Source organism: Bacteroides sp. AM23-12 (assembly GCF_003434395.1).
GTDB lineage: Bacteria > Bacteroidota > Bacteroidia > Bacteroidales > Bacteroidaceae > Bacteroides > Bacteroides thetaiotaomicron.
In genome coordinates this window covers 1-11,820 of sequence record NZ_QTLF01000006.1, presented here as the reverse complement: position 1 = coordinate 11,820, position 11,820 = coordinate 1, and the positions used below count along the sequence as shown (strand labels likewise).

15 protein-coding genes are annotated in these 11,820 nt (G+C 46.2%); 9 read left to right on the top strand and 6 right to left on the bottom strand.

All coding sequences use genetic code 11. From position 1 onward, the window contains the following. Positions 1-305 precede the first annotated feature (305 nt). The 3 genes from DW640_RS23700 to ruvA all read right to left on the bottom strand — a co-directional run bounded on the left by DW640_RS23700 (position 306) and on the right by ruvA (position 2,121). Positions 306-443 (bottom strand): hypothetical protein, encoded by a 138-nt coding sequence (locus DW640_RS23700; RefSeq protein WP_008766350.1) that lies wholly within the window; start codon positions 441-443, stop codon positions 306-308. A gap of 14 nt (positions 444-457) precedes the next feature. Further along, the gene (locus DW640_RS07845) at positions 458-1,447 is read right to left on the bottom strand and encodes a DUF3843 family protein (protein WP_117577776.1); all 990 of its coding nucleotides are present in this window, start codon (positions 1,445-1,447) and stop codon (positions 458-460) included. Between the two features lie 68 nt (positions 1,448-1,515). Further along, positions 1,516-2,121, bottom strand: coding sequence for a Holliday junction branch migration protein RuvA (gene ruvA / locus DW640_RS07840; protein ID WP_008766351.1), 606 nt, complete (start codon positions 2,119-2,121; stop codon positions 1,516-1,518). A 178-nt stretch (positions 2,122-2,299) separates the two neighbouring features. Here ruvA and DW640_RS07835 point away from each other — a divergent pair, with 178 nt between their 5' ends. The 4 genes from DW640_RS07835 to DW640_RS07820 all read left to right on the top strand — a co-directional run bounded on the left by DW640_RS07835 (position 2,300) and on the right by DW640_RS07820 (position 4,618). After that, positions 2,300-3,199 carry a diaminopimelate dehydrogenase gene (locus DW640_RS07835; RefSeq protein ID WP_008761129.1) on the top strand — a complete coding sequence of 300 codons (900 nt, stop codon included), beginning with the start codon at positions 2,300-2,302 and terminating at the stop codon, positions 3,197-3,199. 95 nt (positions 3,200-3,294) lie between these two features. Further along, positions 3,295-3,600 carry a hypothetical protein gene (locus DW640_RS07830; protein ID WP_008761128.1) on the top strand — a complete coding sequence of 102 codons (306 nt, stop codon included), beginning with the start codon at positions 3,295-3,297 and terminating at the stop codon, positions 3,598-3,600. Next, positions 3,597-3,926: a hypothetical protein gene (locus DW640_RS07825; RefSeq protein ID WP_008761127.1), complete on the top strand. Its 330-nt coding sequence runs from the start codon at positions 3,597-3,599 to the stop codon at positions 3,924-3,926. Before DW640_RS07830 ends, DW640_RS07825 begins: the two co-directional genes overlap by 4 nt. Positions 3,927-3,967: 41 nt before the next feature. After that, entirely contained in the window at positions 3,968-4,618 is a 651-nt protein-coding gene (locus DW640_RS07820) for a hemolysin III family protein (RefSeq protein ID WP_032850333.1), read from the top strand. 33 nt (positions 4,619-4,651) lie between these two features. On the opposite strand, the gene DW640_RS07815 is transcribed toward DW640_RS07820, so the two are convergent. Together DW640_RS07815 and DW640_RS07810 are read right to left on the bottom strand one after the other, a co-directional pair. Continuing rightward, entirely contained in the window at positions 4,652-4,873 is a 222-nt protein-coding gene (locus DW640_RS07815; RefSeq protein WP_008761125.1) for a helix-turn-helix transcriptional regulator, read from the bottom strand. Then, positions 4,863-5,321, bottom strand: coding sequence for a hypothetical protein (locus tag DW640_RS07810; protein ID WP_008766355.1), 459 nt, complete (start codon positions 5,319-5,321; stop codon positions 4,863-4,865). The genes DW640_RS07815 and DW640_RS07810 overlap by 11 nt, the downstream gene beginning before the upstream one ends. 199 nt (positions 5,322-5,520) lie before the next feature. On the opposite strand from DW640_RS07810, the gene rpiA reads away from it, so the two are divergent. Together rpiA and DW640_RS07800 are read left to right on the top strand one after the other, a co-directional pair. Continuing rightward, positions 5,521-6,222 carry a ribose 5-phosphate isomerase A gene (gene rpiA, locus DW640_RS07805; RefSeq protein ID WP_008761124.1) on the top strand — a complete coding sequence of 234 codons (702 nt, stop codon included), beginning with the start codon at positions 5,521-5,523 and terminating at the stop codon, positions 6,220-6,222. 180 nt (positions 6,223-6,402) lie between these two features. Next, a complete protein-coding gene (locus DW640_RS07800; protein ID WP_062694608.1) occupies positions 6,403-8,844 on the top strand; it encodes a DUF3987 domain-containing protein in 2,442 nt (813 codons plus the stop codon). A 325-nt stretch (positions 8,845-9,169) separates the two neighbouring features. Here DW640_RS07800 and DW640_RS07795 read toward each other — a convergent pair whose 3' ends face one another. Then, positions 9,170-9,406 (bottom strand): DUF4248 domain-containing protein, encoded by a 237-nt coding sequence (locus DW640_RS07795; protein WP_008761123.1) that lies wholly within the window; start codon positions 9,404-9,406, stop codon positions 9,170-9,172. Between the two features lie 225 nt (positions 9,407-9,631). On the opposite strand from DW640_RS07795, the gene DW640_RS07790 reads away from it, so the two are divergent. From DW640_RS07790 to DW640_RS07780, 3 genes are all read left to right on the top strand, one after another. Next, positions 9,632-10,714 (top strand): YhcG family protein, encoded by a 1,083-nt coding sequence (locus DW640_RS07790; protein ID WP_008766357.1) that lies wholly within the window; start codon positions 9,632-9,634, stop codon positions 10,712-10,714. 301 nt (positions 10,715-11,015) lie between these two features. Further along, positions 11,016-11,501: an HU family DNA-binding protein gene (locus DW640_RS07785; RefSeq protein WP_008766358.1), complete on the top strand. Its 486-nt coding sequence runs from the start codon at positions 11,016-11,018 to the stop codon at positions 11,499-11,501. A gap of 39 nt (positions 11,502-11,540) precedes the next feature. Next, on the top strand, positions 11,541-11,820 hold a 280-nt coding region (locus DW640_RS07780; RefSeq protein WP_199610286.1), incomplete at its 3' end, for an N-acetylmuramoyl-L-alanine amidase.

Genomic DNA, 11,820 nt, shown 5'->3' with positions numbered 1-11,820 from the left:
AAGCAGTCCGAAAAGGATAAGTAAAAAACGGTAAGCGATGAAAATTTGTGTTTATCAGAGATAGCACATTTATTTTTTCATCGCTTACCGATTTTTATTTCAATTCAAGAGACTGTTCTCCGACTTATCATTAGGCACAAATAGTAATGATATTTCATTCCAACTTTAAAGAGACGCAGCATTGTTTTCTTGCTCGCACCCTTTTACCTTGGAGAAACGGCGTAAACCAGCATCCTAAAACGGCGTAGCCTGCCTACATAAAACGGCGTAGCCTGACAGGTAGAAAGGGCGCAGTCTCCAAAGGCTTATTTCACTCTCCTATTCAACTGATTATTAGCCTTCTCCACCTTTGACTTACCTATCCGTTTCCCCGTCCCTTTCTTTTTTCCGGCAGCAGGCTTCGCCTTTCCGGCGAACGGATTGTTACTTTTTTTGATTGGCATAACTTAACAAAGTATCATTCTCCTTCGTAATACTCGCCCAAAAACCAGCGGGCAATAAAGTCCCAGTTTTCGTGCAGCAGCTCTTTCCCGTTCTCGAAAGGGAATTGCGCTTCCGGCAGCAGGTCATGTTCCATGCCGTACTTCAGCAGATCGAACGGGCACAGCCCTTCCTCGCAGAAAAGTTCGTACGCCTCTTCCTCAGCCATTTCCGCATTATACAGCGGATTCCGTTTGTCGGCAAAGTAGCGGGCTACGTCCGGACCTATCAGCAAACCTTTCGGATTAGCGTACATCACGAAATCCGAAAACTCCTTCAAGTCGGGCAACAGAGCATCTTCCTCGTCCTCCCATTGCAGGGCCTGCACAAAGAACAGTTTCAAAGCCTCATACGAATCGAAGAACATCAACGGCTCGCCACCACTCGCTTTCAGAAAGCGTTCCACATTCACGGGCAACTGATCGCCCGGCGAGGCAACAGGCAAAGCAGTCCGCTGCTTCTCCATCAGCTCCGATTCCATCAGCCAGTCTCCGGCAAGTCCGTCGCTGATAGGCGCTTTCTCGAAAACATCCTCCAACTGCGCATAGATCACATCGGCAAACTCCAGCAAGTCCGCATCCAAGGGATTCTCCACACCGTCAAAGTCATCGCCTACCGGCGAATTAATTCCCCACAGCAAGAAAGCGATATCCTCTTTATTGATCTCGTCGGTGAGATAACCTTCCGACAATTCATAAAACGGCAGGTAACGTCCGTAACTCCTTTTATGCCAACGGATGAACTGGCGCCAGTTGCCTCCGTCCGTCACACAGTCTTCCAGATAAAGAGTCAGCATCAGAGTCACCTGATTCTGGCTTTCCTGTGTCTCCGACTTATATAAATAAGATTCGCTGACGACAGGCAATAAAAGATTGGCAAATTCAAGATACCAGTGATCCGTCGCCAACACCTTTGCACGGCCATGAAGATCCAGCCATGCTTTCATATAAATTTTCCCTTGTTTCATTATTATTCTGTTGCTTGTTTTAGTTTCTCCACGCCCTATTACTTATTACCTATTACTTGCTACCTTTTTTACAGTCTTTTCAAAGCCAGTTTTATTACTTTCTCCACCGGAGCATCCGGTTCTTCCTTCAAGATAGCCAGTACCACTTTCTGCGAAGGCGCGGCGGCAAAGCCAAGCATGGTCAGAGCGGCTACCGCTTCCTCCTGCACTTCTACGCTGGCAGATTGCAGCAGCATTCCGGCAGAAGCGCTTCCTCCTGCCACGGTGGCTCCCATCGTCTTTATCTTGTCTTTCAGGTCGACAATGACACGCTGCGCTGTTTTCAGTCCGATCCCCTTCACCGTTTTCAGCAAGTTCGCATTTTCGGTGCTGATCACATTCACCAGTTCGGCAGGCGAAAGGGCAGAGAGAATCATACGCGCCGTATTGCCTCCGATGCCCGACACGGAAATGAGTAGCAGGAAAATCTCCCGCTCCTGCTTGTCGGCAAATCCGTAGAGCACATACGCGTCCTCCCGAATAGCTTCATAGATATATAACTTACAGTTTTTCTTCCCCTGAATAGCCGAATAAGTATTCAGGGATATATTGGCGGCATAGCCTACCCCGTTACAGTCGATTACTGCGGTTGCCGGACTAAGTTCGGCAAGTTCGCCTCTTACATATTCTATCATAGTGTGAGCAAAGATAAGACAAATTCACCACAGATGAAAAGACTTTCGCAACATTTCCGCCTCGCAGTCAGAGGTGAAAAAATTAAAAATAATGCAGGCAGTAAACAAAACTTCCTAGTAATTTGTTTACTTTTGTGGCAGAATTAAAGAAAAATGTTCATATAAAACCAATAAAAGAATGAAAAAAGTAAGAGCAGCTATTGTCGGTTACGGCAATATCGGACACTATGTACTTGAAGCGCTACAGGCAGCGCCTGATTTCGAAATAGCCGGAGTAGTTCGTCGTGCAGGAGCAGAGAACAAGCCGGAAGAGTTAGCAAACTATGCAGTAGTCAAAGATATCAAAGAGCTGGAAGGAGTGGAAGTGGCCATCCTCTGCACACCGACCCGCAGCGTTGAGAAATACGCGAAAGAATATTTGGCAATGGGAATCAACACGGTGGACAGCTTCGACATCCACACAGGCATCGTTGACCTGCGCCGCACGCTGGATGCCACCGCCAAAGAGCACAAAGCCGTATCCATCATCTCCGCAGGATGGGATCCGGGAAGCGACTCGATCGTACGCACCATGCTCGAAGCAATCGCTCCGAAAGGCATCACTTACACCAACTTCGGTCCCGGCATGAGTATGGGACACACCGTAGCCGTAAAAGCGATCGACGGAGTGAAAGCCGCCCTCTCCATGACGATCCCTACTGGAACGGGAATCCACCGCCGCATGGTATATATCGAACTGAAAGACGGATACAAGTTTGAAGAAGTAGCCGCAGCCATCAAGGCAGACCCTTACTTCGTGAACGACGAGACACATGTAAAACTTGTGCCCAGCGTAGACGCACTGCTCGATATGGGACACGGTGTAAATCTGACTCGCAAGGGAGTTTCCGGTAAAACGCAGAATCAGCTGTTCGAGTTCAATATGCGCATCAACAATCCGGCACTGACTGCACAGGTACTTGTGTGCGTGGCACGCGCTTCCATGAAGCAGCAACCGGGGTGCTACACCATGGTAGAAGTCCCCGTCATCGACCTCCTTCCGGGCGACCGCGAAGAGTGGATCGGACACCTGGTATAATCTTTTATCCGCATAACTGAAATAAAAATAGAGAAAGGAGACACACCTTTCTCTATTTTTTTTATCTTTGTCGGAGAAGACAAAACACACTCGATATGAAAAGACTATTCATATTCTCAACATTTCTGTTATGCTTGCTATCGACTACCTTTTCACAGCAGTCCGATAACACGATCAAACCGAATCTGAAGTACGGAAAACCCTCCAAGGAAGAGCTCACCATGACCAGCTTTGCTCCCGACACCACCGCAACGGCGTATGCCGACATCCAGATACCTTATTACTCCAACGGACGCAATCCGACACTGAAAGAAAACGTCAGCCAGCTTGCGTTATTCCTTGATTTCCGAAAACAAGTAGCAAAACAATTTAATAACAAAATTATAATAAAGAGAATATGAAGATATACAAAAAGAAAGAACTTCCCAGACATGAGGAAGAAGAGTTTTCAGTCATAGTACTGACTTGTGACGAACACGGAGAAACCAATCTTGGGTTTTATAACTTTGACACGGAAGATTGGAGTTTTCTTTCGGAAGCTGACCAAAGTTATAGAGACTCTGAATTTGTATGGATATACCCACCAGCCAATCAGATGAAAGAGTTTTTGATAAAATCAATCAAAGCTGAACGCGAATCAGCTCCACCTTCATCGAAGGAAAACTGGTTTAGAAAGAAAACCCAACCTATTAAAAAGAAAATCACTCTGGCTTTCAAGAAAAAATAAAAGTGTACCTTTGCGGCTCTAACCAAAGCCGAAAGGAAACATTGGAAAATAAAAGATACAATAACGTCGAAGAATGGGCAAACACGCTCAGTCACGGAGCAGGTATACTGCTTGGAGTCATAGCCGGCTATTTCCTGCTCGCGAAAGCGGCGGCGGGTGCCGAACCGAAGTGGGCGGTAGCTTGTGTAACCGTCTACCTGTTTGGCATGCTGTCTTCTTATGTCAGCTCCACCTGGTATCACGGCAGCCGTCCGGGTAAGCTGAAGGAATTGCTTCGCAAATTCGATCACGGGGCTATCTATCTGCACATTGCGGGGACGTACACTCCGTTTACACTGCTCGTCATGAGGCACGCAGGCGGTTGGGGATGGGGAATTTTCTCTTTTGTCTGGCTGTCGGCTATCGTCGGTTTTATACTGAGTTTCAAGAAACTGAAAGAACACAGTAATCTGGAAACCGCTTGTTATATAGCTATGGGAGCCTGCATCCTCGTGGCTATGAAGCCTTTGATGGATCATTTAGCAGAGATGGGAGCCGGTCCGGCTTTTTGGTGGCTGATAGGCGGAGGAGTTTCGTATATCATCGGGGCAGTGTTCTATTCGCTGCGCAAGCCATATATGCACGCTACGTTCCATCTGTTCTGTTTGGGAGGAAGCATAGGGCATATCATAGCGATCTGGCTGATATTGTAAGTAAAAGAAAGCCGTCAGGCAGAGTTCATCATTTCAATACGATGCTTCATCATTCAACACAAAAATTTCTTCCACCGGAACCCCAAAATAACGTGCTATCCTCAGCGCAAGGACAGTAGAGGGAATAAACTTTCCGGTCTCTACCGTATTGATTGTCTTTCGGGTTACTCCAATGGCTACAGCCAGTTCTTCCTGGCTGATATTCTTCATCGCCCTGTAGACCTTTATTTTATTGAGCAGTTCTTTATTTTCCATCTTTATAGGGATTATACAGAAGCAATCTTCTTATTTCTGAGAAAAGCATAGCTACCACCACTATAACCAGAGCACCCATACGTACCGAGAGATTAAAAAAATCTCCAAAGCAATAAACTAATAATCCCATTTGCATAGCTGCATAAAAGCCTGCTGTCAAAGCCTTAGAATTATAGTCCGAATATATTTCACTATCTAATGCTCCCATTAATTTCTTATCTTTCTTTATTCTCTCCAAAATATCGGAAGCTCTTATCGCTACAACGACATACAGCAAAACTGCAAATGCAAATATATACCATGTCTCTCCCAAAAATCCCTTTCTGCCAGTATCAAGACAAAATGTCTCCCACATTAATACTCCCATAAACAACATACCGACAATCGTCCGCATCAAAAGAGCATTAAACCTTTTAATCTCCATTTTCTCAATCGTAATATTTTCCATAACCATAGAATTTAGTCCATATTCTTATTTTTAAGTTTCACCCATAGGTTCCAAAAAGAAACCTTTAGGTTACAAATATAGATATTAAAAACTATATTCCAACCAATCATCCATCTATTTTTTAATTCTTCCGTTTTTGTTGAACCAAACACTCCCTTTCATTCGTTATATAAATAGAGACTCTAAAACTGCAAGAACCATGAACTGGGAAAATCACCTGATCAAAGACCTCCAATGGTCCAATGAGATTATCAACAGAGAAGCGAAAGAACGTGTAGCACGTGAGATCGCCGCCACAGCCAAAACAGGCGATGTGATAGGGGCCGGCTCCGGTTCCACCGTCTACCTCACTTTGTTTGAGCTGGCAAAGCGGATTCACGAAGAGCACCTATATCTGGAAGTGATTCCCGCCTCTCAGGAAATCTCCATGACTTGCATACAACTGGGCATCCCGCAGACCACCCTTTGGGACAAACGCCCCGACTGGACATTCGACGGAGCGGATGAGGTAGACCCCGACCGCAACCTGATAAAAGGACGTGGCGGAGCCATGTTCAAAGAAAAGCTGCTGATCAGAAGCAGCGGAAAAACCTTCATTATCGTCGATCCCAGCAAACTTGTCAATATCTTGGGAAGCAAATTCCCCATACCGGTAGAGGTGTTCCCGCATGCACTGTCATACGTCGAAAAAGAACTGCGCCGACTGGGTGCCTCCGAAATATCACTACGCCCCGCCCACGGAAAAGACGGTCCTATTTTGACAGAAAACGGAAACTTTATCCTTGATACCCGTTTCCATTATATTGACGCTTCGCTGGAAGAACAGCTGAAAACAATCACGGGCGTTATTGAAAGCGGACTTTTCATCAATTACGACATTGAAGTAGTTGTAACCAGATAAAAACCAAGCATAGCACATAGGAAAATCACTTTTTTAACATTTCACCCTTCCTTACACCCGGTCTATCTTTGCAGCCGACTTAAGGAACCGACTATTCTGCACTCAATAAAATAGTGAAAGCACTATTCTCCCTTCTTTATCTCATACTATCATTTATCAATAAAAACAAAAAAACATAGTATGGAAAAGCAAAGCTTACCACAAACCGAAAATTTACAATTTCAATTTTCTTTTTTTAGAAATACTTGGAGCAAAGAGTCTACCATAATCACCCTGTACAACCTTTATCTGCAAACCATCGGCACACTTTGGAAAGCACAGACCGAATGCTACCGCAAACTACAAGACCGTCCCGACCGCAGCAATGAAGCCAAAATGGTAAAAGACGCCATGCCTGTCGTCATCATCGAGGGCATCTGCCGCCCGCATTGCAGCCATGCCGCAGCCAATCTGGAAAAGATGAGCCGACTAGCCATGTACGACCTCGACCACCTGAACGAACGGACATCTGCCGTCAAAGCCCTTTTCCGTGCTCTCCCCTACGTGGCCTACACGCAGACCAGTATCTCCGACAGAGGCCTCAAAGTCGTCGTATTTCTCGATGCCCGCACCCCGGAAGAGTATCCTCTCGCCTACGCCATCTGCCAGCAGACACTGGAACGCATCGCCGGGCATCCGTGCGACGAACAATGCGCCCGCATCACCCAGCCCTGTTCTTGCGTATGGGATGCCGACGCCTACTACAATCCCACTCCCGAACCTTATCCGTGGAGGGAAGAACTCGACACCGACCCTTCGTTAACCAACCTGATCAAGGATAAAAGAAACCTTCCAGGCAGCAACGGCACCCCTTATACCACCAGTAACGGCTCCTCCTCCCCCTTCCCTCCCGCTACCGAAGCCTGCGGATACATCGAAACCTTCGCCCGTAACTTCACCCATTACCACCCCTGGCAGAAAGGCAACCGCCACGAGTCTATGCTAGCAATGGGAAGAAGCGCACGACGTAAGGGATTTTCAAAAGAAGACCTTGAAAAATTAACATCTGTTATGTCAGTAGAGATCGTGAGAAACGGCTACACGCTGCAAGAACTCAGAAAAGACTTATCAGCTGGATATCAATACGTTGATCTATCTTATGCACCCCAAGAGACCCACAATTCACTGCCAACACTGACAACTGACACCTTTAGGCCTGTTTCTGTGGGAAATGAATCGGGGAAAGAAGAAGAGTTGTCCATAAAAAATGAAGAATTACGAGGATCTACTCCCTGCATTCCTAACCAAGTATACGACCATCTTCCCGACTTTCTGAAAAGAGCCATGAAACCGGCACGCAGCAAACGCGAACGCGATATACTGCTTCTAGGACTGATCGCCAACCTGAGCGGATGCCTGCCACAAGTCCGCATCAGTTTCGACCAGCGTCCTTACAGTCCGCAGCTCTACACCCTGATCATTGCTCCCCCCGCCACCGGTAAAGGACTTCTCACACTGGCAAACATGCTCCCACGAGAAATCGAGAATTATCTGAAAGGAGAAAACAAACGGAAAAAGGATGCCTACGACCGTGAACTCACGGAATGGGAACGAACCAACCAACAAATCAAAAAAGGGACGAAATCTACAGCAGCCTCCCCTGCTCCCATGCCCGAACCACCGGAATATTACCACCTCTGCGGTGCCCCCAGCACTTCCAGAAACCAAATTATCCGCCGGCTGAAAATCAACGGAGACCTCGGACTCATTATCTGTGCTACCGAATTGGACATGATCTCCGGCGCCATCAAGCAGGATTACGGCAAGCACGACGATGTGTTCCGTGCCGCCTACCATCATGAACCGGTAGCCACGGACTATAAGGTAGACGGCGAACTCATCTGCGCAGAAGTACCGCGCCTGGCACTCTGCCTGTCCGGCACCCCCAGCCAACTGGCCAACTTTATCCGCTCTTTGGAAAACGGACTTTACTGCCGTTTCGGTATCTACACCTGCGGAGCACGATGGAAATACCGTTCGGCGGCCCCCATCAAAGGACAGGAAGATTATATCACACTCTACAAGGGATTCGGCAAGGAAGTATTGGAGATGTACTTCTTCTTCCAACAATCTCCTACGGAAGTCACGCTGAGCGACAGACAATGGGAGGAACATACCGCCTACTTCGACTGTCTGCTCAACGAAGTGGCCAGCGAACAAGCGGACGCGCCGGGCTCTATCGTACTCCGTGGCGCACTGATGGTGGCACGCATAGCTTCCATCTTCACCGCCCTGCGCAAGTATGAAGGTGCCATGCAGATGAAGGAATACATCTGTACAGACGAGGATTTTCATGCCTCCATGCAGATCGTACAAACCATCCTCAACCACAGTCTGCTGGTCGCCTCCTCACTGCCGGGAGAGAAAATGAAACCTCAGCCTATGCAGTCATACTTCCGAATCCGGTCGGTCGTAGAGAGCCTACCTAGGATTTTTACTTACAAACAGATTAAAGAGAAAGCACTGACAGAAGGTATCAGCGAACGAAGTACCTGTAGATATCTAAAAAGCCTCATCGAGCTAAAATACATTGAGAAACAAACAGATAAATATATCAGAATAAAAGAATTCACTGACAAATAAGCGCTAAGTGGCAGTTGGCAGTGGCAGTAACGGAAAACGCCCGATAAATTGGTATAGAAAACGTACATCGAAGTAACGACAGAGTTCAGAAACGTACCGGAAACAAGTACAAGAAAGAAGCAAAGGTTGTACAAGAACCGAGAAGTACAAGTACTTGAATCAGGGAAAAGAAGTACTGAAACTGCCTCCATCAAGTACTGGAAAGAAGAAAGACATATACATGAAGAGAGAAAGAGAAGTACAACAATCTGCTGAATGATATACTGGAAACCGGAAGTAGACGTATGAACAGCAGCAGAGATAAAGAACTTCATTCTCTCTTTTTTCAAGGCTCGCCCAAATGACGGACAATCTGTTCCACCTCCTGACGCAGGAAACGATGCCGCCGCACATTATATCCGATGCCGCCCAACGCCTGCATCAACGGCTGGCATTGCTTGATCCATCTCATCAGTGTTTTAAGAGCTGACTCTGCCGAACGTCCCGGACAATAAAGCAGAGCCAGCTCTACTTTGTCATAGGCTCTCATTTCAAACTTTTTCTCTTCAATTAATTCTTTCATAATCTCATTTTATTAGCATTTTATAATGGTATAAAGGTACTAATAAAAGTTCGTTTTGTAAAATAATCAGTGCTATTTATTGAAGTAAATACGGACTTTTGGGGATAAAAAAGGACATCGGCGGACACCTGCGGACAAATACAGACAAGCAAAGAAAATAATTAGAACAGGGGGAGCGATTAACCAATAATAAGTAGTATCTTTAGCGGAACAAACGAAATCAAAATGGAAAATCAAAACCATGCATTCAACTATGCATATCTACTCAAACAAGTAAAAGCAAGAGTACTACTAGCACAAAAAAAGGCGATTTACACAGCCAATGAAGAAATGCTTTCAATGTATTGGGATATTGGCAAACTACTGTCCGAGAGTCAAAAACAAATAGGTTGGGGAAACAATGCCCTGGAGAAGCTCGCCAATGACTTGAAGAATGATTATCCGGAGATGAAAGGATTCTCTGTCAGGAACTGCCAGTTCATGATACAGTTCTATAATGAATATAATCAGCAACTTACAAATACGAAACGGGCCGTTTCGTATTTGAACAATAATGAAATAGTCCTACCTATCAGCAAATTAGGCTGGTCACATAATATAACCTTAATGCAACGCACTAAAGACATAAAAGCCCGCTACTGGTACATGATCCAATGCCTGAAAAACGGTTGGAGCCGGGATTTCCTTATCGAGGCAATCAAGCAAGACTATTACCATTCTCACGGAGCATTGGCTAGTAACTTCGACACCACTCTTCCCGAAATACAAGCCAAGCAAGTAAAAGAGACATTAAAAGACCCCTATATTTTTGATATGCTTACGTTCACCGAAGAGTACGACGAAAGAGATATTGAACTGGGCCTTATAAAACATATCGAGAAGTTTCTCGTCGAAATGGGTGCAGGCTTCGCCTTTATGGGCAGGCAATACCATATCGAAGTATCAGAAAAAGATTTCTACATTGACATTCTTATGTACAATGCCTTCATGCATAGATATCTGGTCGTAGAACTTAAGAGAGGAGAATTTCAACCCGAATATATCGGCAAACTCAATTTCTATTGCTCGGCTGTAGACGATATCCTTTGCCGGGAGGGAGACAATCCGACCATCGGACTGCTACTCTGTCAAAACAAAGACCAGATTATGGCGGAATATGCCTTACGGGATGTACATAAACCTATAGGAATCTCCGATTATGAACTTGGTCAAGCCCTGCCGAAAGATATCAAATCCGGACTTCCCAGTATCGAAGAGTTGGAAAACAAACTTAGCCGGGACCTACAAGACATAGACAATAAAGAATAAGACATAGCATAACATAGTCCTAAACCCCAATCAGGAACGAATCGTTCCATTCCCTGATGTGAACTGAACAGTATTATTCAGCTCGCATCAGGGAATTTCTTTTTAATCCCGGCCTCAAACCACCACAAGAACAGACATCCGCAGACATTTCCAGATAAAAAAAGACATCTGCGGACACCTGCGGACAAATACAGACATCGCCCATCCCCACTACCGTACTTTTGTCATGTCACAAGCAAGGAACCACCTGTGACGCAACACTTTATTATCATTTATTCAAGAACTTAAAACCAGTAAAGAAATGGCAAAAGTATTTTCATTCACCAGCGTGCTCCGCAAGAACATGATGGAAAAAGACAAACCGGACCTATATTACGCTCTCGCCAAATCGAGCGGAGAGATCGATATAGATGAAATGGCGGAACGCATCCAGCGTTCGAGTACCGTAAACTGGGCAGACGTAGTGTGTGTGCTGCGTGCCCTGCAGACAGAAATGATCGACAGTTTCAAGAAAGGAGAGATCGTCCGCCTGGGGAATATCGGTTCGTTTTATGTCACTTTGCGCAGCAACGGCGTACTCGTCCAGAAGGACGTGAAAGAAGGATTGATCAAAGGTGCCCGTGTCCGCTTCCGCCCCGGAAAGGAGATTAAAGACGCACTGAAAACGCTGGACTTCAGCAAGTACAAACCGGAAAACAGCGAAGGAGACAAGACCGATCCGGAAAACCCCAAACCCAAACCGGATCCCGATGACGGTGACGAAGAAGCTCCGGACCCAACCGTATAAGGCAATCATAAACCGGGGATTTACCAAATCTGACGAATCATGAGAAAGATCGATTTAATCGTGATCCACTGTTCCGCAACACGGGTGGACCGGACACTGACGGCCTTTGATCTGGAGACGCTGCACCGACGACGGGGATTCAACGGAACAGGTTATCACTACTATATCCGCAAAGACGGGACAACACTCCTCACTCGTCCCATCGAACGCATCGGGGCACATGCAAAAGGATTCAATGCGTCGAGTATCGGAATCTGCTATGAAGGCGGTCTGGACTGCCGGGGACGCCCGGCAGATACACGGACGCCGGAACAACGTG

Bases quoted from the DNA above. Each gene is read 5' to 3' on its own strand.
- ruvA (WP_008766351.1), bottom strand. From the start codon at position 2,121: ATGATAGAATATGTAAGAGGCGAACTTGCCGAACTTAGTCCGGCAACC.
- DW640_RS07795 (WP_008761123.1), bottom strand. From the start codon at position 9,406: ATGAAAGAATTAATTGAAGAGAAAAAGTTTGAAATGAGAGCCTATGAC.
- DW640_RS07825 (WP_008761127.1), top strand. From the start codon at position 3,597: ATGAAGATATACAAAAAGAAAGAACTTCCCAGACATGAGGAAGAAGAG.
- DW640_RS07815 (WP_008761125.1), bottom strand. From the start codon at position 4,873: ATGGAAAATAAAGAACTGCTCAATAAAATAAAGGTCTACAGGGCGATG.
- rpiA (WP_008761124.1), top strand. From the start codon at position 5,521: ATGAACTGGGAAAATCACCTGATCAAAGACCTCCAATGGTCCAATGAG.
- DW640_RS07800 (WP_062694608.1), top strand. From the start codon at position 6,403: ATGGAAAAGCAAAGCTTACCACAAACCGAAAATTTACAATTTCAATTT.
- DW640_RS07830 (WP_008761128.1), top strand. From the start codon at position 3,295: ATGAAAAGACTATTCATATTCTCAACATTTCTGTTATGCTTGCTATCG.
- DW640_RS07810 (WP_008766355.1), bottom strand. From the start codon at position 5,321: ATGGAAAATATTACGATTGAGAAAATGGAGATTAAAAGGTTTAATGCT.
- DW640_RS07790 (WP_008766357.1), top strand. From the start codon at position 9,632: ATGGAAAATCAAAACCATGCATTCAACTATGCATATCTACTCAAACAA.
- DW640_RS23700 (WP_008766350.1), bottom strand. From the start codon at position 443: ATGCCAATCAAAAAAAGTAACAATCCGTTCGCCGGAAAGGCGAAGCCT.
- DW640_RS07785 (WP_008766358.1), top strand. From the start codon at position 11,016: ATGGCAAAAGTATTTTCATTCACCAGCGTGCTCCGCAAGAACATGATG.
- DW640_RS07835 (WP_008761129.1), top strand. From the start codon at position 2,300: ATGAAAAAAGTAAGAGCAGCTATTGTCGGTTACGGCAATATCGGACAC.
- DW640_RS07845 (WP_117577776.1), bottom strand. From the start codon at position 1,447: ATGAAACAAGGGAAAATTTATATGAAAGCATGGCTGGATCTTCATGGC.